This is a genomic window from Mucilaginibacter sp. (genome assembly GCF_025359345.1).
Taxonomy (GTDB): domain Bacteria; phylum Bacteroidota; class Bacteroidia; order Sphingobacteriales; family Sphingobacteriaceae; genus Mucilaginibacter.
In genome coordinates this window covers 1-25,689 of record NZ_JANYGQ010000011.1, presented here as the reverse complement: position 1 = coordinate 25,689, position 25,689 = coordinate 1, and the positions used below count along the sequence as shown (strand labels likewise).

The following is a 25,689-nucleotide window of genomic DNA, read 5'->3' as shown; positions in this document are numbered from 1 at the left end:
GTTAGCTTATTTGCTCAATTGGCAAGTCGACAACAGTTGTTGCCTGGTTATAAAAATCTTTGATGAGCACCCTAATATTTCTTTTTAGAATGGTCATTTCTTTTTTCAGCGACCCTACAATTACTTTATCGTTAGCTTCGCCACCCGAGAACAGTTCTATAGCAAGCACGCAATCGTGCCAATCGCCAATGGCGGTTTGTATCTGCTCCAGGTAGTCCTCATTCAACCCTATGGTTAGTACAGGCCGCACCAGTTTAAGATTGTAAATTAAAATTTTTACCAGCTTGCGGCATTCGTGCAATCCCTCGTTAAATTTAATGTTTTTAACAGCGTCGGCTATCTGCTGCAGCAATTTCTGATAAAAAAGATTAATGTGTAAATCGCTTATTGGTGGTATTTTTCCTTCTAACTGGTGTTGCGCGCGACTTATTTTATCAAGATGTTTATCCCCTGCCAATTTAAAATCGCGGTGGGCATTAAGTTGCAGCAGCTGCTGACTTTCCATCAGAAAATTGTTGCCGGTATGGTGTGCATTGCCTAATTGCTGGTTCATATAGGCATTCCGTATCTCGCCGGCTTTTTTAAAAATGCTTTTAACAGGTTTAAAAAGCGGCGCAAGCCCGGGAACGTCTTCAACGCTATCAGCCATTATAATAAAGGCTCTCAATTTTTTTACCTGTACCCTAAAGCGGTGCAGGTCTTCGGGATCTTCGGTTTCCATGTACGCAGCCAGGCTGGCGGTCATGGTTTCCCATTGCTTATCAAAATACTTTTCCTCTTCCCGTTTTTTCATAGCAAACAAAGGCGGCGCAGCGGCAACTACAGATTCTTTAAACATAGCCGTGTACATTAAGTTTTGGTTAACACTATTTAATAGTAACCTATCAGCTTACACCAGCAGGTTATCCATTTACAACCCAACCAAATGTACTTATCCCTGCAAAGTTAAATAATGATATTGCTCATGCTTAAAGGCGTTGGTTATCACATATTCAAAAATATTTGAAATCTATAAATATTAATCACCCCGGTAAAAATATCAGGAGATATAAAATTTATTTCACCGAAAGTTGAGGGGTTTCCGCTGTATAATTCAGCCATTCGGCTATCAGCAAGTTGGGCACCCAGCTTAAGAAAGCTATGATAAGGTAGTTGTGCGCAAAACCGACGCCACTGCCTAACACTGTAAACAGGAATATATAAAGCCGCAAAGTTACGGCACCGAAGGCCAGGGCATAGCTACGGCGCATCATTTTTATGTGTGGGTTTATTCGGCCCCTTAATACAAGTAACCATGCAGCCAGCGTAAAAGCAACCCAAAGCGTGTTCTGTAGCAGGAATGAAGTAAAGACCCCCGGGCCGCGATTCACAAACAACGTCATCACATAAGCACCGGGTGCTGCAAAAAACAGCACGCCGAAAACGTATATCTTTCCCAAGGTTTTATGCAACGGCCTGTTGTTGTATACCTTTTTCGAGAACTGGAAAAACCCAATGAACAAAATTATGCTGCTGCCTATAATGTGGCAATAAAAGGCAGGCAGATACCAGCCGGTTTTAACTGCGGCCTGTTTTATCTGTAAAAAGGACGAATGCCCCTTAAGATCGTAATACTGCAAAAAGGTGCCTGCGCATAATATCGCTACCCAAAAAAAAGCCGTATACCACAATACCTTTAGCGCGAGTTTCATTTTGCCGCCAAGGTGTTTTTAGGTGCGGTAGCAGCACTGCCTTTTAGCCGCTGGTTAATCCAGTTAATGTTGTATTTATCAATTACGGTTAATGAGTCGTCGACGCTGACATTATAGGGTTGTTTATCTATTGTTTTCCGGTTGTACGATTCCATCATCATAAATATATCTTCCCAGCGTTTGTCCTTGAACTTATAAGCGTAATCAGCAAATATCTCGTTTTTTATCATGCGCAGCATTTCCGGCGAAATTTGATTGATTGTCTTTTTTTGCCGGTGATTATAATCCCCGAGCCGACAAGCATTGTATAACATCCATTTAAATAGCTATCGTCCATTTTCACATACTTGGTAAAGCCAAAAAAGCGGTCGTTTGGCAGCTCGGTCAGTTTATTGTTTTTAACGGCGAAATAATGATAGTACGGGCCTCCTGTTATATCTTTAGTAGAGTCATAAAGCTCGGAATAAAATGTGGCGCCGGCTTTCACTTCGTACAACGAGTCGTTAATTAACTTAATACTGTTCACGTCGCAAGCGCCGGTCAATGCATCACCCCAGGCTTCTTCCCGGCTATAATCAGAGCTAATACCTTGCGTAAACAAGCGGTTGTTCTTCTTATCCACAATTACGATATTCTTTTTGTCGTAAAACTCGCTTCTCCCACCTAAAAAGTAATCGCGTATGGAGTAAAACGTAGCTTCGAGCCAGTTTTCAGCTGGCTTAGCTGTTGTGGCATAAGCTACTTTATAATTGAGGTGCGTTTCCTCGTAATCAACTTTACGCAGCGGGTTTTTAAAATCCATCACTTTTCCAATAATATTCAAATCAACCAGGTAAGAGGGTGCGATGTAGATTGCCCCGTGTTCAGTTTCTGAATTATATTCGGTTATAACATTCAGCGCACTTTTATAAAGGTCGAACGAACCCGCCAGTCCCTTAATTTTCGGCATAATGTCGCTTATTTTCAAATCAACTTTGTCCGAAACTGTCGTGTCCCGCTTCAGGTAAAAATAATCGGCGTCGTTGCGTAAAACAGCAAGGTTATCGCCATCGTTAACCGGGAATACCTGGTCGTAGTTTACCGGCAGCACTATTTTGCCGTTAAGGTTATAAAAGCCTTTTTTACCATCCTTTTCCACCTCAACCAGGCCGGGAAATGTGCCGCTAATGTTGTGTATCAAATCATATTGGGGCGGGATAACTTCCTTTAAATCCGGGTTAACCAGGCCCATTTTGTAAGGCGCTATAACGCTGTCGGGGTAGCGATTAATATCGTTATCCATATCCCATTTTCCTTTAACCACGTAGTAATAGGTCTTTTTGTCAACGTGGGCCAGCCACACAACGGTATCGTAAGCCGGCTTAAGTGCCCGGGCCGTTTTAAAGGCGGCAATTGTTTCGGGGCTAAACATATCTTTCGGCGACATCGTTTTTTGCCGCACCACACTTTCATAATCTGCATATTCGGCTAAAAACCGTTTCGCATCAACATCCTGAATTTTATATTGATGGGACGTTGTTTTCTTTACCGTGAATTTTAAAAGGGACTCGCGCGAAGCAAGCGAGTCATGGCTAAATTTTGTGACGACGCTTACTACTGCCACATTATCGTTCATCATTTTGATGTTGGCATTATCCATATCAAGATTGATGGTTGCAAGGGGTTTTGAATTGCTGTTAAATTCGCTTTTCCCCGAAAGTAAATTAGCCATGCCTAAAAACGAGCGGCCAGAATGGCTCTCCGCGAAATACGCCAAAACGGAGTCGGTATTACGCGCTTCAACTTGTTTATTAAAGGCAGTCAAAAATTGAGCAATCTCGCCTTTTTGTGCTTTCTCGGTGGTTTTGCATTTTACCGTTAACAATACAGCGGAAATAAGCGCAATAGCGACCAGGGTTTTTAGGAAAGGTTTGGATTTCATGATACCAAGATAACAGATTTTATAGGAATCGAAAAAAGAAACGTTTGCAAGAGCGGGAAATCGCTTTCCGGCCATTAACCATATGCATCGGCCGGGCGATGTTTGTACCTGCTTACAAACATCACCCGGCTTCTAAGTTTTCGTAAAAAAGCCATAGCTTTAACAATTATGGTTTTAAAGAAAATATTACTATGTGCTGTATTTGCCGGCGCTTGCTTGTTTTGCACCAGGCTATCCGCCCAAAATAAAAACAGCCCGGTGGATAATGTTCTAACCCCTTCCCCGGCGGTTGCACTGAACGGCTACTTGGGGAATAAGTTAAGCGCATCATTAAACAATCGTATAATGGCGCAGGATGCCGATCGGCTAATTGAACCATTTAAATTGAAAAACCGCACCGAAACACACCTTTGGCAAAATGAATTTTGGGGTAAGTGGTTTACCTCTGCTGTGCTGGCCTACAAATATCAACCCTCACCTGAACTAAAAAAAGTGCTCGACCATTCGGTTAGCTCGTTGCTTGCCACCCAAACTCCGGATGGTTATATCGGCAATTATGCTGCCGCCCATCGCCTGGAAGAGTGGGATATTTGGGGCCGCAAATATTGTATGCTCGGGTTGCTGTCTTATTACGATCTTACCGGCGATAAAAAAAGTCTCAGCGGCGCAATCCGTCTTGCCGATAATTTAATAAGCGACTTAAATAAAAAAGACGGCATAATTGTAACCAAGGGTAATTTCAGGGGCATGGCGGCATCGTCGGTACTGGAGCCCATTTGCCTGTTATATAAAGCCACCCATAATCAAAAATACCTGGATTTTGCAAAGGAAATAGTGCGGCAGTGGGAGACACCTGATGGGCCGCAGTTGATAAGCAAGGCGAACGTGAACGTTGGTGCGCGCTTTCCAAAGCCCAAAAACTGGTACAGTCCGGAACAGGGTCAAAAGGCCTATGAAATGATGTCGTGCTACGAGGGGCTTACCGAGCTTTACCGGTTAACAGGTAACGAAACCTACAAAAAAGCGGTAATGGACGCCTGGGAAAATATCCGCGATACGGAAATAAACATTGTAGGATCGGGCGCATCTATAGAGATGTGGTTTGGCGGTAATGTAGTCCAGGACAGGCCTGTCACCCATTACCAGGAGACTTGCGTTACGGTTACCTGGTTAAAACTTACCGGGCAACTGTTGCGCCTTACTGGCGATTCAAAATACGCTGATGAAGCCGAACGGACATATTATAACGCATTACTTAGTTCCATGAGCGCTGACGGAGCGGTTTGGGCCAAATATACCCCGCTAAACGGCCAACGCCTGCCCGGCAGCGAACAATGCGGTATGGGGCTTAACTGTTGCGAAGCCAATGGCCCGCGCGGGTTATTTAACATACCGGCCTACATGGTTACATCGCGAAAAGAAGGCCTGCAGGTTAACTATTTTTCGGACGGGGTATTTAAGCTTAAAAGCCCGCAAGGCGACAGCGTTGTTTTAACGCAACATACGGCCTATCCAAAATCCGGCACCGTTGAAATGGATATCACATTACAACAACAGCAGAATATGGAAATTTTCGTCCGCATTCCAGCATGGAGTAAAAACACAAAGCTGAGCGTAAATGGTGAGATTGTTAATGATGTACAAGCTGGTCGGTATACCAGCATAAAGCGCACATGGAAAACCGGGGACAAGATTATCGTTGACTTTGATATGCGTGGCCGGGTAATTGAAATGGGCACAACCACCCGCAGCGCGGCAATTATGCGCGGCCCAATAGTTTTGGCAAGGGATTCTCGTTTTGAAGACGCGGGACTGGAAGCCGCGTTAAAACCCGTAACTGATGAAAACGGTTATATTGAACTCGTTGAGGATTTAACCAAAGCCGACGATGTTTACATGGCTTTCAAGGCAAGTTTTATCCCGGAATCATATACCGAAAGCCCTGGAGGGCCGATTAGCATTACGCTTTGCGATTACGCGTCCGCCGGAAATGGGAAACAGCCATCGTTCTATAAGGTTTGGGGAGCGCAGTTGGTGAACAAGGCGGGAGAATGAAATGAAATTTGCAATGAGGCTCTGTTATTGGCTAACGCTATTCGGTACCTGCTGCCAAACCATCATTCACACACGAAAACCCAAACAAACAGCGATCTTTTATCATGGCAGCTACATCGGCGGGTACATATTGCTCCCAGCCCTCTTCGTTTTGTTTAATCATGTTCAGCACCTTGTCGGTTTGTACATGCAGGTTGCCTTCGTTGTAGTGGCGGATATCCTCGATCTTGTTGTTGGCTATCAGGTAGCGGTAAAGGTCGATAAGGTGGGGCGGCGGGTAAAAGCGAAGACAGTTCCATATAACACCATCGCGCAGGGTAGGGTAAATAAACAACTTTACCTTCCGGCTAAACAGCGTGGCAAACGATTCCAGGATACCGCCCGGCAGGTTATTATAGTGTTCTTCCGTAAAAATATATTCGAGGTTGGGATAGCCTAACACCATGCCAATTTTTAGTTTGGTAATGCCTGACAGGTAAGCCACTAACTTATAATATTCATGGAAATTGGAGATCAATACCGTTTGCCCCAACGAGCAAAGTATATCTACCCGTTCAAGGAAGTCCTTTTCGTCAATTTCAGCACTTTCACCGGCGTTACGTTCTTTTAATGCCTGCAACGTAAGCTCGGCAATTACTACCAGGTTTTTACGGTCGACATCCGGCTCTGCCACAAATTGCTTAACCCCCGTATTTAGCATATCTAAATGCACGTTTATGATAGGCCTGAACCGACCGCGTATAACTACAATATGCTTTTTATACAATACTTCGGATGGCTGCTGGTTTTTGCCGTCGGGGCCAAACAGCGCCGCGTCCGAAAATCCGTATTTTACCAGGTGCAGGCTCATCAGGCGGTTATCAACTTTGGAAAAGTCCGGGCCTTCAAAACGGATCATGTCGATCTGTATAGCATCGCGGGAGAGGTTATCCATCAGCGATAGCAAAAATACCGGCGGGATCTCGGGGTAATAAAAGCAGGCATAAATAAGATTTACGCCCAATATGCCCACGGCCTGCTGCTGCAAAACGTTGTCGTTATCCAGTAATTTAACGTGCAGTACCACATCGTTAAATGGTCCGTTGGGTTCCAGCTGAAATCGCACACCCATCCAACCGTGCCCATCATTTGTTTTATGATAGTTAAGCGCCGACATGGTGTTTGAAAATGCGAAAAAGGTTGTTTTATCGCCTCGCTGACTGGTCAGGCGTTCAATTAACAGGCCATATTCGTGCTCCAGCATCGATATCAGGCGGGGCTCGCTCACATAGCGACGGCTTTGCTGCGCACCATAGATGGCATCAGAGAAAACCATATCGTAAGCCGACATTGTTTTGGCTATAGTTCCTGATGATGCGCCTGCTTTGAAGAAATTAGCAGCCACGTCCTGCCCGGCGCCGATCTCGGCAAACGAGCCATAAATTTTAGGATCGAGGTTTATAGCCAGCGCCTTTTGTTTGGTTCCAATTTCTTTATTATGGATGACGTTCATAAACCATTTTTATTTACGCTTGCCGGCATGTTCAGTAGTTGTGTGCAGATGTTTTAAAAATACGGCTTTTTTGCGATTTGAACAGGGGAAATTTAAAAAACGGGCAAACAGGGGATTATTTGATAGTAGATTAACGGAAAATTAACGGTAGAGTCTCGTTCTGCCTAAACGCTTTTAACCGCAGAGTGCGCAAAGAGCCACAAAGTTCACAGAGCTAAAAACGCTATTTCTCTATTTTTTTTAGTCTCTGCGTTCTCTGCGCATTTCTCCGCGAACTCCGTGGTTATTCTTCCGGATAAATTTTAAATTTGAACATACGCACCAATTGAACCATGGCTACATCACCCAACATCCGCCTGGCTGTACCATTTTTTATCGTACGCGATATGGAAGCCTCGTTAAGTTTTTATAGAGATAAACTTGGTTTCGCCATGACGCATCAATGGACACCCCGCGACAAAATTGAATGGTGCAGCCTGCAGCGCGACAACGTTTCACTGATGTTACAACAGCCCGCTACCGACGATCATTGGGTGTACCATTTGCAGGAAGCAGGCAAAGGAATCTCCATCTGCTTTCAATGTGCTGATGCGCTGGCGCTTTTCCATGAGTTTAAAGGCAATGGCATTGAAATTAACGAGCCCTTTGTGGGCAACAACATGTGGGTAGTTGCATTTTCCGACCCGGATGGCTACCGCCTGGACTTTGAAAGCCAAACCGATGTTCCCGAGGAAACAAAATATTCGGAGTGGTTTAAGCGCAAGGCTTAACCATCAGTTCGGTAGCCGGGTAACAATTAAAGTTTTTTTAAATAAATTTGCGTAACCCAAAAGTTACATATACATTTGCGTAACCTTAAAGTTACCCATTATGACAAAAAGCATTAATCACCAATTTTTCTTTCCGCATAAACCTGAAGTGGTTTGGGAATACCTTACAAATGCGGACCTACTGGAGCTATGGCTGATGAAGAACGATTTTCAACCCGTTATAGGCCACGATTTTCAATTTCGCACCAAGCCCATACCCAGTCTTAATATCGACGGCATTATGCAATGCAGGGTGCTGGAACTCGTTCCGTTTAAAAAGCTTTCTTACTCGTGGCAGGCCGGGCCGGGGGATGGCAGCGTAACGCTTGATACGAAAGTTTTATGGACACTCCGCCAAACAGATAAAGGTACCGAATTAACGCTGGTGCACAGCGGATTCTCGGAAATTGAAAACCTGGCGATATACAACGGCATGACCGAAGGCTGGGTTCAAAATATCAACAAAATTATTGCCGATTTAAACGCTGCAAGCCAGGGAACAACCAGTAATTAATACTCCGGAGTAAACCTAACCCGGGCATTATTAAACATAATATCAACGGGGTGCAAATAGCACCCTCAATTTAATCTACGTAAAAAAACAAAAAAATGACAACAGCAGATTTTACAACTACCCTTGTGGTAAACCAAACACCAAAACAAGTATTCGATGCCACTATTAACCCACGCGGCTGGTGGTCGGAAGAAATTGAAGGCAACACTGAAATGCTAAACGACGTGTTCGACTATCATTTTGAAGACATTCATACCTGCAAAATAAAATTGATAGAAGTTGTTCCCAATAAAAAAGTGGTTTGGCTGGTTATGGAAAACTACTTTAAGTTCACAACAGACAAAAGCGAATGGGTGGACACGAAAATCCGCTTCGATATTTCGGAAAAAGACGGCAAAACACAGCTTGTTTTTACACACCATGGCCTGGTGCCCGATTACGAATGCTATGAAATATGCAACGGCGCCTGGCCCAGTTATATACAAAACAGTTTGCGTGGCTTGATTACCACAGGTAAAGGCCAGCCTAATGCTGCCGGTAAACCAACTACAAAAGATGAAGAGCGGTTAATGGCTGAAAAAGAATAGGCGCAAAATTCATATGAACAATGGTCAAAAACGCGTTAAAGCAATGCGGCCGGGTTATACTTCCCCGGCCGAATTGTATAGATTACGCACCGGTGGAACTGCGATTTGTCGGGACAAACATTTATAACAAAATAAAACCCACTCATAATCAGCATGTTTCACAGTGTTCCGGGTGTTCCACGTGCTAAAATGGAACGCTTTGCAGGCAATAATACTGGCATAGGTTTAAACTTTGGCACCGGTTGAGGTTTATATCCGGCTATTGTTCTGTGCGCCAAAAAAAGTAAATTCGGACAAGAAAATGGTTGCAATGAAAACGCAGTTCAAGTCTGATCCTAAATTACCCATTTACAGCTTAAGCGAACAGGCGGTAACCATTGAATTTGGCCGGGAAATCAGCCAGGATATCCTTGAAGTAATCCCCGTATTTGATCGATCCCTTAACCAATATCCTTTCCCTGGTTTCATAGCTTCTGTGCCTGCTTATACCACACTTAGCGTTTTTTTTGATCCTGTTAAGGTAATTCAATCAAATGAGATGCCCGGTGCAGCTTGTTTTGAAAAAGTATGTGGCTACCTGTCGCAGCTCCATGAAAAACAGGAAAATACAACAGTGGCTACTGGAAACATTGTAATCATCCCTGTTTGTTATGACGCGGAGTTGGGACCTGACATTGCTGAAGTGGCGAAAATTCACAACATGACTGTCGATGCCGTGATCCAATTACATAGTGCAGCAGAATATAGTGTACATATGATAGGTTTTATGCCCGGCTTTGCCTATTTGGGCGGAATGACCGAATCGTTAGCCACGCCCCGGAAGGGCACACCGCGAAATGCAGTACCCGCAGGTTCTGTGGGGATTGCCGGCAAACAAACCGGTATTTATCCGCTGCAAACACCGGGCGGCTGGCAGCTTATCGGGCAAACCCCGGTTAAATTATTTGATGCCAACCGCGTGCAACCCTCTTTGTTAAAGGCCGGCGACCGGGTTATTTTTAAGCCAATAACCCGGCTTGAATTCGATCACTTAGCGGCGGCAGAATGAAAATCCGTATACTCAAACCCGGTTTATTGAGCACCATACAGGATATGGGCCGTCGTCATTTTCTATCCCAAGGGGTTCCGATTTCGGGAGCTATGGATAGTTTGTCGGCCCGGATCGCCAACAAGGCTGTTGGAAACACTGACGACCAGGCGGTAATTGAATTTGCTTATGCCGACGCCGGGTTTATGGCAGAAACAGATTTGCTGATTGCTTATGCCGGGGATGGAATGCGACTGCAATGCGGGGCGCAAATTTTACCCCCAGAGCGGCCGATTTTTATCCCTGCCGGCACAATCATCCAGCTTATCCATAATTCCAATGGGGTTCACACCTATTTATCCATTGCCGGCGGTTGGGATGTGCCCGAAGTACTGGGCAGCAGGAGTACTTGTTTAGCGGCATCGTTTGGCGGGTTCAAAGGGCGGCCATTGCAGGGTGATGATGTATTAAGCAGCAACGAACAACTCACGGATATTTCTAAAGGCGTATTCAACAAACTAAAAAACGAGCAGGTTAATTTTGCTAAATGGAGTATTCCCCGGCAGTTATTATTGCCAATGAACAGGACGATTATCAGGGTTACGCTGGCCCGGGAGACCAACTGGTTTAACAGCCAATCAGTTATTGATTTTTTATCGGCACCTTATCAATTGAGCAGGCACAGTAACCGGATGGGGTTTCATTTGGAGGGGCCAGAAATCATTCGCACCAAAAAGGATGAATTAATTTCAACTGCAGTAACACCGGGCACCATCCAGGTTACCGGTAATGGCCAGGTGATATTGCTGATGGCCGACTGCCAGACAACCGGCGGTTACCCGCGGATTGCACAGGTGGCTTCGGTTGATTTGTCCCTGTGCGGCCAATTGAAACCCGGAGATACCATATATTTTAAAGAAATAAGCCGACGTGAGGCTGAAGTTCTCTATCTTAAAAGAGAAGATGAGTTGAGCAAACTAACAACTGCTTTAAAAAGCATATTTTTATAATTTTAATACCACACTATGCAAGTCATTGATTTAAACTGTGATATGGGTGAAGCCTTTGGCAACTACCCCATGCCTAATGATGATATTATAATGGATTATATCAGCTCGGCCAATATTGCCTGTGGCTTTCACGCCGGCGACCCCGAGGTAATGCAGCACACGGTTAAAATGGCTATAAAAAAGGGAGTTGCTATCGGGGCGCATCCCGGGCTGCCTGATTTGCAGGGCTTTGGCAGAAGAGAGATGAAAATATCCGCAAATGAGGCCTACCAGATGACGATTTATCAAATAGGCGCATTATATGGTTTTGTGAAGGCGGCTGGCGGTAAACTACATCATGTTAAAGCACACGGGGCTTTATATAACATGGCCGCAAAAGACGCCGCGCTGGCTAAAGCAATTGTAGAAGCGGTGCACGATTTTGATTCTTCTTTAATTTTATATGCATTAGCCGGGAGCGAAATGGTTGAAGCTGCCAAAAAGACGGGCCTGGTTACCGCTTCGGAGGTATTTGCCGACCGGACTTACCAGGACGATGGATCGCTTACCCCACGCACACAAAGCAATGCACTCATCACCGATGAGCAACAATCAATAGAACAGGTATTAATGATGGTGAAACAACAACATGTAATTTCTGTCAACAAAAAGAATATCCCGTTAAAAGCCGAGACCCTGTGCCTGCATGGAGATGGGTTGCATGCTGTACAGTTTGCTAAAATGATCCGATTCAAACTTCAAAACGAGGGGATCACCATCAAAGCGCCCTCCATATGACGAAAAAATCTAACTGGAGCGTTCTACTGGGTGCAGCATTCCTGATGGCTTCGTCAGCTATCGGGCCGGGTTTTTTAACCCAGACCGCAGTATTCACCGCCCAGTTAGGCGCCAGTTTTGGATTTGTTATCCTGCTTTCCATTTTGCTGGACGCCATAGCCCAACTCAATATCTGGCGCATTATTGCGGTAGCCGATAAACCCGCGCAGGATATTGCCAACAAAGTATTCCCGGGCCTTGGTTATTTCCTTTCCTTCCTGGTGTTTTTAGGTGGCATGGCTTTTAATGTTGGCAATATTGCCGGCGCTGGCTTAGGTTTAAATGTATTGTTTGGCGTGAGTGTTAGCCAGGGGGCAGCCATGAGCGCTATTATTGCCATCGGCATTTTTATTTATAAAGAAGCAGGAAAGGTAATGGATACGTTTGCCAAAACCATGGGCCTGCTTAAAATATCGCTTGCGCTGTTTATAGCCTATATTAGCAAACCACCTTTGGCCGAAGCTGCATTACGGGCTGTTAATCCCACACATTTTAGCTTTACTGCTGTGCTGACAATTGTTGGCGGAACCGTAGGTGGTTATATCACATTTTCGGGCGCCCACCGCCTGCTGGATGCACGCCAGACCGGAATAGCAAATTTGCCTGCTATCAATAAAGGTGCTCTTAGCGCTATCGGGCTGGCATCAACCATGCGGCTGTTACTGTTTATTGCAGCCCTGGGTGTAGTTAGCGCTGGGGGGAAACTAAACCCGGATAATCCTGCCGCATCGGTATTTCAGTTAGCCAGCGGCGCATTGGGGTATAAGATATTTGGCCTTGTCATATGGTCGGCAGGAATATCTTCTGTGGTGGGTTCGGCCTATACTTCTGTTTCGTTTATAAAAAGCTTCCATCCGGTGATATTGAAATTCAACCGGGAGATCATCATTGCATTTATCATCGTATCCTGTATTATTTTTGAAATAATTGGAAAGCCTGTTAAAACCCTGTTAACAGTTGGCGCCATTAATGGCTTTATATTGCCTATTGCCTTAGGCGTAATGCTGGTGGCGGCCTATCGCTCAAAAATAGTATTCGCTTACAAACAACCGTTATGGCTCACCATTTTGGGCGTTGTCGTTGTGGTGGCTATGACTTATATGAGTTGCGGCGCAATTGTGCAGATGCTGGGTTATTGAATTTAAAAACGCCCGTTTGCAAATTGAGCATTTCTGCACAGATCTCTTCTATGCCGGATGTGATATTCGCTCCGGCATAAATTTTTAAATCAACCGAAATCTTTGTATGGCGCAGAATTGGCTTATCACGCCCTCATTACGCGCAGGCCGTGGCCTGGATATTGTTCGTATCGTTGTAGCGCTCGTTTTGAGCGTACATTCCATCGTCAGGATGACTGATGGCCTGGTCGGCGATTTCGGGGAATTCCTAAGTTCCGTCGGTTGCCCCTTCAGTGTAGCGCTTGCATGGTTCGTCACCCTTTCAACTTTGGCCTCCAGCGTTGCGCTTGTTATTGGCCGCCTGGTTATTCCGGCCAGCATTTTCCATATCATCGTTCTCATGATGGGCATCCTGTTCGCCCATAGGCACAGTGGCTGGTTTGTTGTAGGTGGCGGCAGAAACGGCATGGAGTTCAGCGTGGTACTTATTGCTTGTTTGTTCGCGGTGATGTGGTCATATTGGCCAAGGAAACAAAAGATCTGAAGCAATATCGCAGTCATTCGCGAACCCCTTTATTGAGTTAAAACAAAAATGCCCCCTTTAGTAAATTGAGCATTTCTGCACAGATCTGTGCTGTTTCCGACACTACATTCGTTCCGAATTAATTTTTTATCAAACAATCGAAAACTTTATATGGCACAAAATTGGCTTATCACACCCTCATCCCGACCCGCCCGTGGGCTGGATATTGTTCGTATCGTTGTAGCACTCGTCCTAAGTGTACATTCCATCACCAGGATAATAAATGGGGACGTGGCCGGATTCGGAGAATTCCTCGGGTCCATCGGCTTTCCGCTTGGGGTGGCGCTCGCATGGCTTATTACCCTTTCTACTTTAGCCTCCAGCGTTGCACTCGTTATGGCCGCCTGGTTATTCCGGCCTGTATCTGTCACATGGTTGTTCTTGTGGTGGGTATCTTTCTCGACCATATGCACGACGGCTGGTTTGTAGTGGGCGGCGGCAGAAACGGTATGGAGTACAGTGTAGTGCTTATTGCCTGTTTGTTTGCTGTGCTTTGGTCGTATTGGCCGCAGAAACAATAAACTGCAAAAAAGGCCCAGCTTTTTATTTCATTGAGTCGTTTACCGACTGGCTGTCAACAAATTGCTCAAAGCTGATGATCTTGCCTGCGTTTAATTTCCATAGGTGGGCTACGCGGGCCTCCATTAACCGGCCTGTGGCTTTGTAAGTACCCTTGTAAGTGCCATAGGCAACCACCTTATCCCCACTTGCAACATAGTCTTCCGGTGTAAACTTATAATCGATCCATTCACTGCCCAAACGGCTAAAAACGTTCTTTGTAATATTTTCCAAACCGATATAGGTACCGCCGTATGGAAATCCTTTAGCTTCAGTCCAGGCTATATTTTCAGCAACATGTTCCACAAGGTTCCTGCCGTTTTCTTCGGAAGTTTTCCCTTCATATGTGCTCTTTACTATCTCTAAATTCGTCATTCGTTTTTAATTTAAAAGAACAACCCGGCAGCGCCATAAACACTGCCAGGTTGAACCATGTTGATAATTTTACCATTTCATTTCGCCGGAGTTTACTTTTGCACCTAGTTGCAGGGCGATATCAAAAGTAAGCGTAGGATATTTGGCTTTTATTGTGGCTATGATAGCGCCTGATGTTTTGTTGGTTTTCAAAACCTCTTCATAGAACTCTATATAGGTTTTTGTGTGCTTCACAGCGCTAAGGTCGAATGCGCTTTCAGATTTGGCGTGAGCCGGAACCACAATTGCGGGCTGTAACGCTTCAATTTTGTCCAAAACATTTATCCATTGCTGGCGGGCCTCCGTTGTTTGTGCATCTGCCATCCAAAGATTGAAAGTGTTCCCAAAAACGTTGATGCCACCTATCACGGCTTTTATGGAAGGTATCCATACAAACGTTTTGGCCGGAAATTCTTCTAAGCCTATGACCTCTACTTTCTGGCCTTCCAGGTCAATGCTGTTGCCTTTTAAAACCTGTGGTAAAATAACATTCGAAGTAATGTTTTTACCCAATTGAGCGCACCACACATCTAATTTTTTCTGCGCCGTCGCTTTAATGTGTTCCACTGTTGCCGGTGCGGCATAAGCTGTAACTTCCGGAAAATATTTTTTGAATACTTCCAATCCGAAATAAAAATCAGGGTCGCCACAAGAAATATAAATAGCGGTTAATTTTTTGCCTGATTTTTTGATTTGCTGAGCTACTTTTTCAGCGTCAGCCAGGGTGAATTGCGCGTCGATCAGAACGGCATCCGTTTTTCCTGATACGACAACCGAAGATACACCAAAACTATTTTCTGATGCGTTGTAAACTTGTAGTGTTAAACTGTTTGTTTCAATAGTTTTGAAACTTTGTGCCTGTACGTCCATTTTTAATAAAATTAAGATGATTAAAAAAGCTGTTGAAATAACTGGTTTCATTTTTTTGTTGTTAATGACGATGCAAAGATGGGGGCACCGGGTACCAGGAAAGATTGAACAAGTTCAATAAATCAAATTCCGTTTACTTTTTGTGGGCAAGCTTGTTGCGTATTTTACTTAAAAACTCATGACTAATGCCCAGGTAGGCGGCCATTTGCAGGTTAGAAAGGCGCTGGTAGATTTGAGGGTATTTTTCTATAAAGTCGGAATAGCGTTGGTCGGCAGTTTTACTCAAATTATCTACCATTCTTCGTTGTAAGGCAACGTGGGTTTTTTGCGTCATTACCCTAAACAGCTTTTCTATTTCAGGTATGTTTGTATAGGCCAACTCTTTATCTTTTTTCGAGATCAACAGTACCTCACTGTCTTCAAGTGCTTCAATATAAAGCTGCGACGGCAGGCTGTTAGTAAAGCTGTCGATATCAGTTACCCACCAGTTTTCAATAGCAAAATAAAGTATCTGTTCATCGCCGTTTTTATCAATATGATAAACCCGCAGAATCCCTTTGGTAACAAAACCCTCAAACTTGCAAACTTCACCTGCCCGCAGTAAGAAACTCTTTTTCTTTATCAGACGTTGTTGAAATAAGCTGCAAAACGCTTCTGTTTGAGCCGCTGGTAGTGTGATATGCCGGTTAATATTTTGTTTAAGCAATTCTGTCATAGGCGGCTGGCAGGTCGGGTGCTAATAAGAAAACTTGAGATAGCACTTCAAATTTGCCGAAACAAGATACGAAAATTAAAGTAACGACCATTCCATAGTCTGGCAGAATAAAAGTTAAAAAGTCTATTTTATCCCGCCAAACGCAGCGAAGCATGAGTTTTTATGTAATATCTCTACGTTACTAAATCCAACTTTGGCAAGCAAGGCAAGCTGGTAATTGAGCGAACGGGGAGTGTCTTCATAATTTACGTAGTCCATTACTTTCTGGCGGTATTCGGGGCCACCAAGTGTCTCCAAATAACTGCCATACTTATCCCCGAACAACTTAGTGATAACATCGGAATCATGGGCGATTAAGTCAGACACCCAAAAGCTCCCGCCCCGTTTCAGCGCTTTATAAATTTTATTGAACATCAGTTCCCAGTCGTCGTCATCGCGCAAATGATGCAGGGTAGCTGCTGCAAGGATAATATCGAAATGATCATCCGGCAGATCCAGGTTTCGCATGTCATCCTGGATTAAAGTGACGCTGCCCCCTGTTTGCGGTGTAACCCTTTCTTTAGCTTTTTGCAACATTGGCAGGCTCAAATCATTCAGGGTACAATTTAGGCCGGGAACTTTACCCAACATCTTCAAGGTATAGTTACCCGCGCCGCATCCGATATCCAGCAGTTCCGTTGCATGCGGATTAGCATACTTTGCCGCTTCTGTGCACAACTCCATGGTTAATGGAGCGTCGATAGTGGTTAGCTGGCCGGTTTCGAGGTTCGAAAAACGTTCGGTGTCCTTGTCAAATCTTTCCCTTATCTCCTGGTTTGTTGCCTTTTTTGAATAATCCATTTTCATGCTTGCATTTGATTTTGCCGAAGTTACCGGGTTTAATCATATTTGCAAAGTATCAACATCCTATAGTTTACTTCAAGATTAATTTATAGCTTTTTAATATCTTTTGCTACCAGCTTAACATTGTTGCCGAGTTGATGCCCGCCACTTTCAAATTCGCAAAAAGTTGCTGCCGGAAGCTTCTGCCTATACGTTGCAAGATTGTCAAAAGGCACCTCTTCATCGTCGCGGCAATGGTAAAAAAAGATTTGGGTACTTTGCGGCAGGCGTTCAGCAAAATCATCGCGGAGCTTTAGCCCCTGTTTCCAATCCTCTTCGCCGCTCCAAAAGGGTGTTGATACCAGGAAAACCCCTACTATCTTTTTCGAAACCTTATTTTCAGCAAGGTATTTGAGCAGTAACGAAGCCCCTAACGAATGTGCGACCAGAATAACATCGCCGCTGAGTTTACCAATTTCGTTTCCGATCTGCTTCAGCCAGCCAAAATCCGGGAGGGCCTCGTCGGATTCTATCTTGGGATAACTAATCTCATACTCCTTACCTAATGCATTCTGCAACGATGCCACCAATTTTGCATCTGCCTTGTAACCATCGTTGCCGCCGCCTTGTATAAAAAGCACTTGTTTTTTCATGTCCAACTATTTATAATTCAATCTAAAAGATTTCTGTTAAATCAAATCATGTGCCAAGGAAATCGTACTCTAATACCAGCTACACGCGATAATGAATCCCCTATGACCAAAAGCAATTCTATAATTATTACTTTCGAATTCACTAGCAGCATTGAAAATAAATGGAAATAGGTATAGATAGTTTTGCTTCCGCGATGTACGGCACCAATAATTCGCTCAGCAGCGTTGACGCGATGGCACAACTGCTGGAAAGGATAGAACTTGCGGACCAGGCCGGCCTCGACGTTTTTGGTATCGGCGAACATCATAAAAAAGAATTTTTGGATTCGGCCACTGCCGTTATTCTTGCAGCGGCAGCTACGCGCACCAAACGCATCCGCTTAACCAGCGCGGTTACGGTTTTGAGCGCCGCCGACCCTGTGCGGGTTTTCCAGAATTTCGCAACGCTCGACCTGGTATCAAAAGGACGCGCCGAACTGGTAGTCGGCCGTGGCTCATCTATTGAAGCTTATCCGTTATTTGGCTTTAACCTCGACGATTACGATGCCCTTTTTAAAGAGAAGCTGGACTTGTTATTGCAGATACGTGACAACGAATTTGTAACGTGGCAGGGCAAGTTCCGCCCCGCTTTACAAAACCAGCCAGTATATCCCCGGCCGTTGCAGCAAAAACTGCCGGTTTGGTTAGGTGTTGGCGGCACGCCCGCTTCGTTTGCCCGGGCAGGAGCCCTGGGGTTACCGCTGATGGTTGCGATAATTGGTGGTGAAACACATCGCTTTCGGCCGTTAATCGACTTGTACCGGGAAGCCGGGGACAGGGCTGGTTTTACGCCGGATCAGCTAAAAGTTGGTCTGCACTCGCCCGGCTATGTAGGCGCTACGAATGAGCAGGCCCTGGCTGATTATTATCCGGGCTACGCCGAACTATGGACCAAACTGGGCAGGGAACGCGGCTGGCCACCTGTAACCAAAACGCAATTCGACTCGCTGGTTGCACCAAAGGGAGTTTTGGTTGTCGGTGGACCTGAGCAGATTGCCGAAAAACTGTTACGTCACAGCGAGGCACTGGGCGGGGTCGACAGGTTTACTTTCCAAATGGATAATGCCGGACTGACTCATACGCAACTGATGAAGGCGATTGAGCTGATTGGGAGAGAGGTGATACCTTTGGTGAATGGGGCTTCGTAAGCCGGGCTTCGCGACTTTCAACGGAAAGGCACGTGGTAAACCGTTAGTTATGGCCCCAATTGCGTATTTCCGGGGATTTTGTGGATACTTATTTAAAAGCCGGCCTTAATAGCCAGGAGGTGGTAGTACCCAATAAGGCCCCGCCAACAACATCGCTGGGGTAATGTACGCCCAGGTACATACGCGAGTAGGCAACCGAACCCGCCCATAAGTACGAAGGAGCTATCACGTACCATTTTGGATACGCCCTTGATAACGCAGTTGCTACCGCAAAGCTTGTTGACGAATGCCCCGAAGGGAACGAAGTGCTCTCTGCATTGTAAACCGCTACGATTTTTAAATTTTGCACGAATGGCCGGCGACGCTTAAATACAGTTTTCATTAACAAGGTAACGCCCAAAGTTACGGCGGCGCTGCTGCCTACATATAAGGCGTTCTGGCGCATCTGGCTGTCGTTCCGCACAATACCGCCAACCATCAGTGCCACGGGTATGCCATAGGAAACATACCCCAGCGAATTAGATAAAAACAGCATTTTTTTTGTCTCGCTATCATTGCGCTGCAGCGCGAGGTTGATTAAAAATTTGTCATCAAAGCGTTGGATGAAGTTATTTACCTGCGCGGCCTGCACCTTTACTTCTGTCGTGGTTTTTGTTTGCTCCGGGGTTTTGGGTTGCTCTTCAGTTTTTACCTGCCCGAAAACATTCCCCGCAAAGGGTACAGTTAATAATAATTGCAGAACAAATAACGCATTGATTAACCCTGTGCTCCTCCTTATTTTCATAACGATATTAGTATGATCTATTATGTTCACGCTCAATTTAAAGATGTTTAACCTTAAAACAACATAGGCTTAACAATAAAACTTTTAAATTGTTAAAGTAGATCTGCCATTAAATTTAAGAATTCTAATTTAAATAACAGGGACGAGAAGATTCGAACTTCCGACCTTCCCGATCTATTCCGTCAGGTGTCGATTTAGCGTTCCATTTTTCTCAGCGGAACACCCGGAACGCTGTGAAACATGCTCATTATCAAGTGGTTTTATTTTAACAAATTCACAAACCGGGGCGTGATGCCACAAAAAAGCCTCAAGACTTTCGACTTAAGGCTATTGACTTCACTCGTCGGGATGAGAAGATTCGAACTTCCGACCTCCTCACTCACGCCGGAGATCGATATAATTTACATAGGTTGTATTCATTCGTAATCAGCCCCAAAGGTTCGCACCTTCTATTTCAAAAGACTGATCAATATCTACCTTTATTGTATGCCCCCAAAACAGGTCGTTATCGTCAAAATAAACCTCAAAGCTACCATCTGAAAATACTAAAACACCATCTAATTCAATGGTATTTATAAATACGTCTTCGCTCACAAGAGGTTGGTCTTCATCAAGCCATGACTCGTTCTTAAGTTTTATAAGCGACGTTGCTGTAAATTGCTTAACGCTTTCAAGCCCTTCATTAAGCCAATTATTTATTTGCGTGGCCAAATCAGTTGCCTTCTGCATGTGTTCTGCTTCAAAATCAACCAAGGTCATGCTGTATTGCTTATCGTTGTAGGTGGCTATTCCTTCAAAGTCACCGGTTTCTGCGTTAAAACTTAAATTCATATACTCAAATATAAGAAAGCCTGGGAAACGAATGGATAGATATTTAATTGCCGATGTGGTTTTGTTGTAAAACAAAAAAGCCTCAAGACTTTCGACTTAAGGCTTTTTGACTTCCGTCGGGATGAGAAGATTCGAACTTCCGACCTCCAGCACCCCATGCCTTTAAGTCAGCTATTTTCATTAACTAAAAACCGCATTTCATAGCTAAAATTGCCATTTTTTATTTTTGCGATTATGTATTTTTAGGTTATTTTTTGCTATTTTTGACTAAAGTGTTAGACCTATGTTAGACCTAAAAAGTTGCATTTTACCTTAAAAATGAGCCTTTTAATCGTTAAATTTACAAAATGTTAGACCTAATATGGCAATTACGACGAAATTAATGTTGAGAATCAACAAAACACTTCCCTCTGGCGAGCATCCGATCATGTTTCGGATAACAGAAAATCGGAACAACTACGAGGTGTCGACAAAGGTTAGTTCTACGAAAGAGAATTGGAATAAGGCGACACAATGCGTGCTGGATTCGCATATCAATCATAAATCTATCAATGCGCTGCTTAATAATATTAAGGTTAAGGCCACATTCTATTTTGCCAATGTTTCCGACGACCGGTCACCACGGGTCAGTGAAATTAAATCCCTTGTTGAAAAGCTGACAGGTGCAGTTAAAACAACCCCTAAATTGATGCTTTTGGAGTTTTTTGACAGCGAGGTCGCCCGCTTAAAATCAATGGAACGATATGGTTATGCCGGCGTTCATATTGTGACCCGCAGCCGCCTTAACAAGTTTATGAAAGAAAAAGACATGAACTTCGAAGATATTGATGTTAATTTTTTGCGCCGGTTTGAAGATTGGCTGATCAAGAACAATATTGCAATCACTACTCGAAGCATCGATTTTCGGACATTCCGCACCGTTTGGCGTAATGCAATGAAAGAAAAGATCTGCCGGGAAAACCACTATCCGTTTAAAGATTTTTCCTATTCGAAATATAATGCCCCAAAGACCAAAAAACGCGCAATTAGTGTCGAGCAGATCAATAAAATAGTGGAATTAAACCTCGAAGACGACAAGCTGATCAATTCGCGCAATTATTTCCTGTTCAGCTATTATTGCCGCGGACTAAATTTTGCTGACCTTGCCTGTCTTAAATGGACAAATATTAGGGACGGGTTTATTAACTATGTTCGTGCAAAAACAAAAGAGGAGTTTGATTTTAAACTACATCCCGAAGCTCTTAAAATACTCGATTATTACCGTGTTCTGGAAGGCAATAGTGATGCCGGTTACGTTTTTCCGATACTTTATAAACGTCACGCGACTGTGCGATCACAACGGGACAGGAGACTTAAAATATTGAAACGCGTTAATAAAGATTTGAAAACCATGGCCGGAGATGCTGAAATACAAAAAAACCTGACCACCTATGTTGCAAGGCACAGTTACGCTTCTGCATTGAGAATCAAAGGGGTATCGAAAGAAGATATTGGTAAGTCTCTTGGTCACGATAGCATTAAAACCACCGAAATCTATTTAGATGAAATAGGCGATCCGTTGTTTGACGACAGGATCAACGAATGTATTTAAACATTCTTATTTTTGCGGCAAGCCAATGATAACCATATTGTAATACTTATAGCAACTAATACAGGAGGACAGCCATACAGAATTTAAAAGTAGCTTTAGCGATGCCGTTATTGAGAGCTTGGTCGCTTTTACCAACACTAAGGGCGGCAAAGTGCTTGTCGGCGTAGATAACGAGGGCAACCCTATAAAGTCATTTACCATCGGAGGTGAAACCCTTCAGAATTGGGTAAATGAAGTTAAGAATAAGACGCAGCCAAATATCATACCCGATGCGGAAATAATTACCATACAGGGAAAAGATGTGGCGTCCCTGTATGTTCAGGAATTTCCTATAAAGCCGGTTTCCTTTAAAGGCCGCTATTTTAAAAGGGTTAGAAATTCCAATCATCAACTTTCTTTAACTGAAATTTCAGACCTGCATCTTAAATCTTTTAATTCAAGTTGGGATAGCTATATTAATCCAGAATACACAGTAGACACGTTATCCCTGGATAAGGTACGCGACTTTGTTGCCATGTGTAACAAAGATAGGGAGGTTCGCATTGAGGACGACCCTTTAACAGTCCTTACTAAATTTGAATTAATTAAAGCGTCAGGGGTCACCAATGCATGTTACTTACTATTTGCTGATCATGATGTTTTTTCTGCCAGCATGGAGTTGGGTAGATTTGATACCGCTACAAGTATCAAAGATAGTTTATCAATTCGTTCCAATTTATTTACCGAGGTTGAAGATGTTATAAATTTTGTCAGGAAGCATATTAATAAGTCTTACATCATTTCAGGCGACCCACAGCGGGGAAGAACGATGGCAATACCCCATACCGGCTATTCGGGAAATCGTTATCAATATGATCGTCCATCGCGACTATACACATTACGGCGATTCCTCGGTCAAGATATTTAATGATCACATCGAGTTTTTCAATCCAGGGAGGCTACCCGGTGATATATCTATTGCTAACTTACTAAGTGGTCAATATATTTCCCAAGCAAGAAATAAAAAAATAGCCGCAACATTCAAAGAAGCTCAATTGATAGAAAAATATGGCTCTGGAATTAAACGGATTCAGGAAGCGTTTGCTGATTATGGGCTAAAGTCACCTCTTTTTGAAAATATGCAGCATGGTTTTCAGGTCACAGTCTATTCTGCCGCTAAACTAACGTCGGAGAAAACGTCGGAGAAAATTCTTTTAATGGTAACACAAAACCCAACCATTACCATTGCTGAACTTGCGGCAAATATAGGAATTTCAAACCGTTCAATTGAACGGAATATAGCAAGCTACAGAAAGAGAAAAAATTAGAACGAATAGGAGCCGATAAAGGTGGGTTTTGGCAGGTCTTGTAAAACTATGAGGGATTAATGGGGAATTAAATGAGGGATTAAAAGTGGTTAATAATACCGTGGCAACACAAAAATAAAATAATTTGGTTATGTATAATGTCACCAATTTTGATCCGATTTTGTCAACTAATTGAGCATGTATTTTCTAAACCTGCCGAATTTTCACCCCAATAGGGGTATCAATACAGACAACTACCATAAGGCCGTTTTTTTGTCATCGGTTGATGGGTTGTTCGAGCGTGACCAATCAGTATTCAATTATGGCGGCATGCTATTCCCTTTCAAGGAAATTTTTTTAAGAGAAGAGCATTTTTTTGTTAGTGAAATTAACCTGCAAAAGCTGTTCGACCCATATAACCTCGATCAACTATTGCGGGAGAATAGCTTTCCGGTCAATCCTGAACTGGTCGAAGAAATCAAGGCCCAATTTTTTAAAGGGTATACTGATGGCTTGCAAAACTTCGACCGGGAGATCGGTTCTTTTTTCTTTTCATTAGCCCCTGCGGAACAGCTTAAAGTGCTGGTTGATTTTATGAATTATTGTCATCACCACTTGTATTTTGAAGGCTTTGTCATTCCCGAAGTTTTATATAGCCTGGGGTATATCCAGGCTTGTCTGGTTCAATCCTACAAAACCTATCAGAACTTATCCAAATTATCTGTCAAAGAAATAACCGGCGAACCATTAATCGAAGCTACCCCGGTGGCAGGACCCCCAGTTTTAACGTTACAAAATACCGTGGTGCAAACTAACGGAATACACAAGATCGCGCTCAAATATCCTGCAGACGAGATCATCAAGCTATGGCAGGTACTGCTCGATATTCATCGTTGCAAATCGGTGGCAATACTGCCTTTTTTTAAGACCGAAAAAGAGGTAGAAAACTTGTTGGGCGAACTGTTTTGTGCGTCTGAAAACGCCGGCGTCTCCTTACCCGATAGGGAACACCGCTATTACGAATTATCTTCCGATTATCAGCCTATCCTCTGCCTGCTGATGCACGCTACTTATAAGCTTAACCATCCCTTTACCCGTATCAAACTTGAGCCGTATTCGGCACTGCTAAAACAATCTTTTTCCGCTTTCCAAGGCATTGAAAACGTAGCCGACATTTCCGGCAACATCACCAAAAAGAAAGATGCCGGTATTATGTTGTTGGGGGAAATCAAAAGTAGCAAATACGCTAAAAATGCATTGAAAATCTTAGCCAAGATCAAAGATTACCGGATTAAAGCCTAACTACGTTCAACTTCGTTCAGTATCGAAAAGAAAATCCGGCAAGAGCAGACACAGCGGCAGGTACAGCAAATGCAGGCTAAAAACCAGGCACGCGATCAACGTCATGCGTATGGGCACGAACCACCCAAAAGCCTGGCCGATCAGTTACGGGAAGTGATTAGCGAGAATGAGCAAAAGGAACAGAAAACCTATTTGAAGCGGGAACCGGAAACGCATTATTTAAGGGCAGCCCTGGCAGCTGGCGGCGAATTGTTTGCTGGCCTGCTTCAAAATATGCCGGAAGAAGAACCGGAAACGCCAAGCAAAAAGAAGAAGAAAAAGTTAGGCCAGGATCAAAGCTACCACATAAGCAGGTAGGAAAATTAAATTGAATTGTTAAACTATTAATTAATGATAATATGAAGAATGAAGCAACAGCTATCGATGAAGTGACTATGACGGATATTCTCAAAAATATTTTCGAGCATGAAGAAAGAATGCAGAAATACATGGAAACTCAGGCAGTAGCGATTAAGGAAAAAGACACCGTGATCGAACGATTGCTCGCCGAAAGTAAGAAGCAAAAAGAAGAATTTGCAACCAAGCTGGCCAATATGAAGGTGACTGCGCCAGCTCCTGATCTGTCCGTGGTAAAGGAAGCCATTACTGCCGGGCTTTCCGGCATCACTAAAAGCATGGCTACAGACTTTGTTGCAATCAGGGAGACGATCAACAGAGGCCCGGCCCCGATCACACGGAAACTACAGCTATTCTCAGATGCCAAAACGCCTGAGCAATACAAAGCAGTGCTTTCATGGATCGTCTTTGGATTGGTAGGCCTGATAACATCGGTCGGCACCATTATGCTGATCTGGCACTATATGAATTTAACCCACGTCCGCTAATTCAATTCTGCCATGAACCCATTAAATGTAGGGCAGCGGTTTTGGCGGCTGCCCTATCAAACAACCAAAAAAATTAGTAAATTTGATTAACGATGGATAAGAGTATGGAAACACAAATTTTGACAGACGAAAGCGGTGAACCGACAAGAGTGGTGATGGATTACCAAAC

At 43.8% G+C, this 25,689-nt stretch carries 29 protein-coding genes; 17 read left to right on the top strand and 12 right to left on the bottom strand.

The genetic code is table 11. The annotated features are described in order from the left end of the window. Nucleotide 1: 1 nt before the first annotated feature. The 4 genes from Q0R52_RS05955 to Q0R52_RS05940 form a co-directional block, all read right to left on the bottom strand. Nucleotides 2–850 carry a CHAD domain-containing protein gene (locus tag Q0R52_RS05955; RefSeq protein WP_295793052.1) on the bottom strand — a complete coding sequence of 283 codons (849 nt, stop codon included), beginning with the start codon at nt 848–850 and terminating at the stop codon, nt 2–4. A gap of 205 nt (nt 851–1,055) precedes the next feature. Next, nucleotides 1,056–1,691 carry a DUF2306 domain-containing protein gene (locus Q0R52_RS05950; RefSeq protein ID WP_295793051.1) on the bottom strand — a complete coding sequence of 212 codons (636 nt, stop codon included), beginning with the start codon at nt 1,689–1,691 and terminating at the stop codon, nt 1,056–1,058. Continuing rightward, nucleotides 1,688–1,930: a YARHG domain-containing protein gene (locus Q0R52_RS05945; RefSeq protein WP_295793050.1), complete on the bottom strand. Its 243-nt coding sequence runs from the start codon at nt 1,928–1,930 to the stop codon at nt 1,688–1,690. Before Q0R52_RS05945 ends, Q0R52_RS05950 begins: the two co-directional genes overlap by 4 nt. Continuing rightward, a complete protein-coding gene (locus Q0R52_RS05940; RefSeq protein WP_295793049.1) occupies nt 1,918–3,612 on the bottom strand; it encodes a WG repeat-containing protein in 1,695 nt (564 codons plus the stop codon). Before Q0R52_RS05940 ends, Q0R52_RS05945 begins: the two co-directional genes overlap by 13 nt. Before the next feature lie 168 nt (nt 3,613–3,780). Here Q0R52_RS05940 and Q0R52_RS05935 point away from each other — a divergent pair, with 168 nt between their 5' ends. Continuing rightward, nucleotides 3,781–5,667 carry a beta-L-arabinofuranosidase domain-containing protein gene (locus Q0R52_RS05935; protein WP_295793046.1) on the top strand — a complete coding sequence of 629 codons (1,887 nt, stop codon included), beginning with the start codon at nt 3,781–3,783 and terminating at the stop codon, nt 5,665–5,667. A gap of 37 nt (nt 5,668–5,704) precedes the next feature. Here Q0R52_RS05935 and Q0R52_RS05930 read toward each other — a convergent pair whose 3' ends face one another. Then, nucleotides 5,705–7,159, bottom strand: coding sequence for a TonB-dependent receptor (locus Q0R52_RS05930; RefSeq protein WP_295793044.1), 1,455 nt, complete (start codon nt 7,157–7,159; stop codon nt 5,705–5,707). A 332-nt stretch (nt 7,160–7,491) separates the two neighbouring features. On the opposite strand from Q0R52_RS05930, the gene Q0R52_RS05925 reads away from it, so the two are divergent. The 9 genes from Q0R52_RS05925 (at nt 7,492) to Q0R52_RS05885 (ending at nt 14,144) form a co-directional block, all read left to right on the top strand. After that, nucleotides 7,492–7,929 carry a VOC family protein gene (locus Q0R52_RS05925; RefSeq protein ID WP_295793042.1) on the top strand — a complete coding sequence of 146 codons (438 nt, stop codon included), beginning with the start codon at nt 7,492–7,494 and terminating at the stop codon, nt 7,927–7,929. A gap of 100 nt (nt 7,930–8,029) precedes the next feature. Continuing rightward, a complete protein-coding gene (locus Q0R52_RS05920) occupies nt 8,030–8,482 on the top strand; it encodes an SRPBCC domain-containing protein (RefSeq protein WP_295793041.1) in 453 nt (150 codons plus the stop codon). A gap of 95 nt (nt 8,483–8,577) precedes the next feature. Beyond that, nucleotides 8,578–9,069, top strand: coding sequence for an SRPBCC domain-containing protein (locus tag Q0R52_RS05915; protein WP_295793039.1), 492 nt, complete (start codon nt 8,578–8,580; stop codon nt 9,067–9,069). A gap of 310 nt (nt 9,070–9,379) precedes the next feature. Next, the gene (gene pxpB, locus Q0R52_RS05910; protein ID WP_295793037.1) at nt 9,380–10,117 is read left to right on the top strand and encodes a 5-oxoprolinase subunit PxpB; all 738 of its coding nucleotides are present in this window, start codon (nt 9,380–9,382) and stop codon (nt 10,115–10,117) included. After that, on the top strand, nt 10,114–11,106 hold the full coding sequence (locus Q0R52_RS05905) for a biotin-dependent carboxyltransferase family protein (protein WP_295793035.1): 993 nt from the start codon (nt 10,114–10,116) through the stop codon (nt 11,104–11,106). Before pxpB ends, Q0R52_RS05905 begins: the two co-directional genes overlap by 4 nt. Nucleotides 11,107–11,121: 15 nt before the next feature. After that, nucleotides 11,122–11,883: a 5-oxoprolinase subunit PxpA gene (locus tag Q0R52_RS05900; RefSeq protein ID WP_295793033.1), complete on the top strand. Its 762-nt coding sequence runs from the start codon at nt 11,122–11,124 to the stop codon at nt 11,881–11,883. Further along, nucleotides 11,880–13,061 carry an NRAMP family divalent metal transporter gene (locus Q0R52_RS05895; protein ID WP_295793031.1) on the top strand — a complete coding sequence of 394 codons (1,182 nt, stop codon included), beginning with the start codon at nt 11,880–11,882 and terminating at the stop codon, nt 13,059–13,061. The genes Q0R52_RS05900 and Q0R52_RS05895 overlap by 4 nt, the downstream gene beginning before the upstream one ends. Nucleotides 13,062–13,167: 106 nt before the next feature. Beyond that, nucleotides 13,168–13,584: a DoxX family protein gene (locus tag Q0R52_RS05890; RefSeq protein WP_295793029.1), complete on the top strand. Its 417-nt coding sequence runs from the start codon at nt 13,168–13,170 to the stop codon at nt 13,582–13,584. Nucleotides 13,585–13,994: 410 nt separating this feature from the next. Further along, complete coding sequence (locus tag Q0R52_RS05885; RefSeq protein WP_295793028.1) at nt 13,995–14,144, top strand: hypothetical protein; 150 nt, start codon at nt 13,995–13,997, stop codon at nt 14,142–14,144. Nucleotides 14,145–14,166: 22 nt separating this feature from the next. On the opposite strand, the gene Q0R52_RS05880 is transcribed toward Q0R52_RS05885, so the two are convergent. The 5 genes from Q0R52_RS05880 to Q0R52_RS05860 all read right to left on the bottom strand — a co-directional run bounded on the left by Q0R52_RS05880 (nt 14,167) and on the right by Q0R52_RS05860 (nt 17,655). After that, complete coding sequence (locus Q0R52_RS05880) at nt 14,167–14,556, bottom strand: nuclear transport factor 2 family protein (RefSeq protein ID WP_295793026.1); 390 nt, start codon at nt 14,554–14,556, stop codon at nt 14,167–14,169. A gap of 69 nt (nt 14,557–14,625) precedes the next feature. Then, the gene (locus Q0R52_RS05875) at nt 14,626–15,516 is read right to left on the bottom strand and encodes an MBL fold metallo-hydrolase (RefSeq protein ID WP_295793025.1); all 891 of its coding nucleotides are present in this window, start codon (nt 15,514–15,516) and stop codon (nt 14,626–14,628) included. 82 nt (nt 15,517–15,598) lie between these two features. Further along, nucleotides 15,599–16,180, bottom strand: coding sequence for a Crp/Fnr family transcriptional regulator (locus Q0R52_RS05870; protein ID WP_295793023.1), 582 nt, complete (start codon nt 16,178–16,180; stop codon nt 15,599–15,601). A 123-nt stretch (nt 16,181–16,303) separates the two neighbouring features. Continuing rightward, nucleotides 16,304–17,020: a class I SAM-dependent methyltransferase gene (locus tag Q0R52_RS05865; protein ID WP_366520857.1), complete on the bottom strand. Its 717-nt coding sequence runs from the start codon at nt 17,018–17,020 to the stop codon at nt 16,304–16,306. Nucleotides 17,021–17,109: 89 nt separating this feature from the next. Further along, entirely contained in the window at nt 17,110–17,655 is a 546-nt protein-coding gene (locus tag Q0R52_RS05860) for an alpha/beta hydrolase (RefSeq protein WP_295793019.1), read from the bottom strand. A 161-nt stretch (nt 17,656–17,816) separates the two neighbouring features. Here Q0R52_RS05860 and Q0R52_RS05855 point away from each other — a divergent pair, with 161 nt between their 5' ends. Then, nucleotides 17,817–18,842 carry an LLM class flavin-dependent oxidoreductase gene (locus tag Q0R52_RS05855; RefSeq protein WP_295793018.1) on the top strand — a complete coding sequence of 342 codons (1,026 nt, stop codon included), beginning with the start codon at nt 17,817–17,819 and terminating at the stop codon, nt 18,840–18,842. A gap of 88 nt (nt 18,843–18,930) precedes the next feature. Here the strand turns inward: Q0R52_RS05855 and Q0R52_RS05850 are convergent, their stop codons facing one another. After that, nucleotides 18,931–19,626: a phosphatase PAP2 family protein gene (locus tag Q0R52_RS05850; RefSeq protein WP_295793017.1), complete on the bottom strand. Its 696-nt coding sequence runs from the start codon at nt 19,624–19,626 to the stop codon at nt 18,931–18,933. Between the two features lie 426 nt (nt 19,627–20,052). Beyond that, nucleotides 20,053–20,457, bottom strand: a complete 405-nt coding sequence (locus tag Q0R52_RS05845; RefSeq protein ID WP_252791736.1) for a DUF2262 domain-containing protein — start codon at nt 20,455–20,457, stop codon at nt 20,053–20,055. Between the two features lie 382 nt (nt 20,458–20,839). Here Q0R52_RS05845 and Q0R52_RS05840 point away from each other — a divergent pair, with 382 nt between their 5' ends. From Q0R52_RS05840 to Q0R52_RS05815, 6 genes are all read left to right on the top strand, one after another. Further along, nucleotides 20,840–22,048, top strand: a complete 1,209-nt coding sequence (locus Q0R52_RS05840) for a site-specific integrase (RefSeq protein ID WP_295793014.1) — start codon at nt 20,840–20,842, stop codon at nt 22,046–22,048. A gap of 58 nt (nt 22,049–22,106) precedes the next feature. Continuing rightward, a complete protein-coding gene (locus Q0R52_RS05835) occupies nt 22,107–22,955 on the top strand; it encodes an RNA-binding domain-containing protein (RefSeq protein ID WP_295793160.1) in 849 nt (282 codons plus the stop codon). After that, nucleotides 22,900–23,355 carry an ATP-binding protein gene (locus Q0R52_RS05830; RefSeq protein ID WP_295793012.1) on the top strand — a complete coding sequence of 152 codons (456 nt, stop codon included), beginning with the start codon at nt 22,900–22,902 and terminating at the stop codon, nt 23,353–23,355. Before Q0R52_RS05835 ends, Q0R52_RS05830 begins: the two co-directional genes overlap by 56 nt. A gap of 252 nt (nt 23,356–23,607) precedes the next feature. Next, the gene (locus tag Q0R52_RS05825) at nt 23,608–24,636 is read left to right on the top strand and encodes a hypothetical protein (RefSeq protein ID WP_295793010.1); all 1,029 of its coding nucleotides are present in this window, start codon (nt 23,608–23,610) and stop codon (nt 24,634–24,636) included. A gap of 69 nt (nt 24,637–24,705) precedes the next feature. Further along, nucleotides 24,706–24,993: a hypothetical protein gene (locus Q0R52_RS05820; RefSeq protein ID WP_295793008.1), complete on the top strand. Its 288-nt coding sequence runs from the start codon at nt 24,706–24,708 to the stop codon at nt 24,991–24,993. Nucleotides 24,994–25,034: 41 nt separating this feature from the next. Next, nucleotides 25,035–25,520, top strand: a complete 486-nt coding sequence (locus Q0R52_RS05815; RefSeq protein ID WP_295793007.1) for a hypothetical protein — start codon at nt 25,035–25,037, stop codon at nt 25,518–25,520. Nucleotides 25,521–25,689 lie beyond the last annotated feature (169 nt).

What these genes read in the sequence shown, in the direction of transcription:
- Q0R52_RS05895 (WP_295793031.1), top strand. Translation starts at nt 11,880, where the DNA reads ATGACGAAAAAATCTAACTGGAGCGTTCTACTGGGTGCAGCATTCCTG.
- Q0R52_RS05935 (WP_295793046.1), top strand. Translation starts at nt 3,781, where the DNA reads ATGGTTTTAAAGAAAATATTACTATGTGCTGTATTTGCCGGCGCTTGC.
- Q0R52_RS05840 (WP_295793014.1), top strand. Translation starts at nt 20,840, where the DNA reads ATGTTGAGAATCAACAAAACACTTCCCTCTGGCGAGCATCCGATCATG.
- Q0R52_RS05885 (WP_295793028.1), top strand. Translation starts at nt 13,995, where the DNA reads ATGGTTGTTCTTGTGGTGGGTATCTTTCTCGACCATATGCACGACGGC.
- Q0R52_RS05850 (WP_295793017.1), bottom strand. Translation starts at nt 19,626, where the DNA reads ATGAAAATAAGGAGGAGCACAGGGTTAATCAATGCGTTATTTGTTCTG.
- Q0R52_RS05870 (WP_295793023.1), bottom strand. Translation starts at nt 16,180, where the DNA reads ATGACAGAATTGCTTAAACAAAATATTAACCGGCATATCACACTACCA.
- Q0R52_RS05890 (WP_295793029.1), top strand. Translation starts at nt 13,168, where the DNA reads ATGGCGCAGAATTGGCTTATCACGCCCTCATTACGCGCAGGCCGTGGC.
- Q0R52_RS05930 (WP_295793044.1), bottom strand. Translation starts at nt 7,159, where the DNA reads ATGAACGTCATCCATAATAAAGAAATTGGAACCAAACAAAAGGCGCTG.
- Q0R52_RS05915 (WP_295793039.1), top strand. Translation starts at nt 8,578, where the DNA reads ATGACAACAGCAGATTTTACAACTACCCTTGTGGTAAACCAAACACCA.
- Q0R52_RS05855 (WP_295793018.1), top strand. Translation starts at nt 17,817, where the DNA reads ATGGAAATAGGTATAGATAGTTTTGCTTCCGCGATGTACGGCACCAAT.
- Q0R52_RS05940 (WP_295793049.1), bottom strand. Translation starts at nt 3,612, where the DNA reads ATGAAATCCAAACCTTTCCTAAAAACCCTGGTCGCTATTGCGCTTATT.
- Q0R52_RS05955 (WP_295793052.1), bottom strand. Translation starts at nt 850, where the DNA reads ATGTACACGGCTATGTTTAAAGAATCTGTAGTTGCCGCTGCGCCGCCT.
- Q0R52_RS05920 (WP_295793041.1), top strand. Translation starts at nt 8,030, where the DNA reads ATGACAAAAAGCATTAATCACCAATTTTTCTTTCCGCATAAACCTGAA.
- Q0R52_RS05860 (WP_295793019.1), bottom strand. Translation starts at nt 17,655, where the DNA reads ATGAAAAAACAAGTGCTTTTTATACAAGGCGGCGGCAACGATGGTTAC.
- Q0R52_RS05905 (WP_295793035.1), top strand. Translation starts at nt 10,114, where the DNA reads ATGAAAATCCGTATACTCAAACCCGGTTTATTGAGCACCATACAGGAT.
- pxpB (WP_295793037.1), top strand. Translation starts at nt 9,380, where the DNA reads ATGAAAACGCAGTTCAAGTCTGATCCTAAATTACCCATTTACAGCTTA.
- Q0R52_RS05820 (WP_295793008.1), top strand. Translation starts at nt 24,706, where the DNA reads ATGCAGGCTAAAAACCAGGCACGCGATCAACGTCATGCGTATGGGCAC.
- Q0R52_RS05900 (WP_295793033.1), top strand. Translation starts at nt 11,122, where the DNA reads ATGCAAGTCATTGATTTAAACTGTGATATGGGTGAAGCCTTTGGCAAC.
- Q0R52_RS05925 (WP_295793042.1), top strand. Translation starts at nt 7,492, where the DNA reads ATGGCTACATCACCCAACATCCGCCTGGCTGTACCATTTTTTATCGTA.
- Q0R52_RS05830 (WP_295793012.1), top strand. Translation starts at nt 22,900, where the DNA reads ATGATCGTCCATCGCGACTATACACATTACGGCGATTCCTCGGTCAAG.
- Q0R52_RS05875 (WP_295793025.1), bottom strand. Translation starts at nt 15,516, where the DNA reads ATGAAACCAGTTATTTCAACAGCTTTTTTAATCATCTTAATTTTATTA.
- Q0R52_RS05865 (WP_366520857.1), bottom strand. Translation starts at nt 17,020, where the DNA reads ATGGATTATTCAAAAAAGGCAACAAACCAGGAGATAAGGGAAAGATTT.
- Q0R52_RS05950 (WP_295793051.1), bottom strand. Translation starts at nt 1,691, where the DNA reads ATGAAACTCGCGCTAAAGGTATTGTGGTATACGGCTTTTTTTTGGGTA.
- Q0R52_RS05815 (WP_295793007.1), top strand. Translation starts at nt 25,035, where the DNA reads ATGAAGAATGAAGCAACAGCTATCGATGAAGTGACTATGACGGATATT.
- Q0R52_RS05880 (WP_295793026.1), bottom strand. Translation starts at nt 14,556, where the DNA reads ATGACGAATTTAGAGATAGTAAAGAGCACATATGAAGGGAAAACTTCC.
- Q0R52_RS05945 (WP_295793050.1), bottom strand. Translation starts at nt 1,930, where the DNA reads ATGCTGCGCATGATAAAAAACGAGATATTTGCTGATTACGCTTATAAG.
- Q0R52_RS05845 (WP_252791736.1), bottom strand. Translation starts at nt 20,457, where the DNA reads ATGAATTTAAGTTTTAACGCAGAAACCGGTGACTTTGAAGGAATAGCC.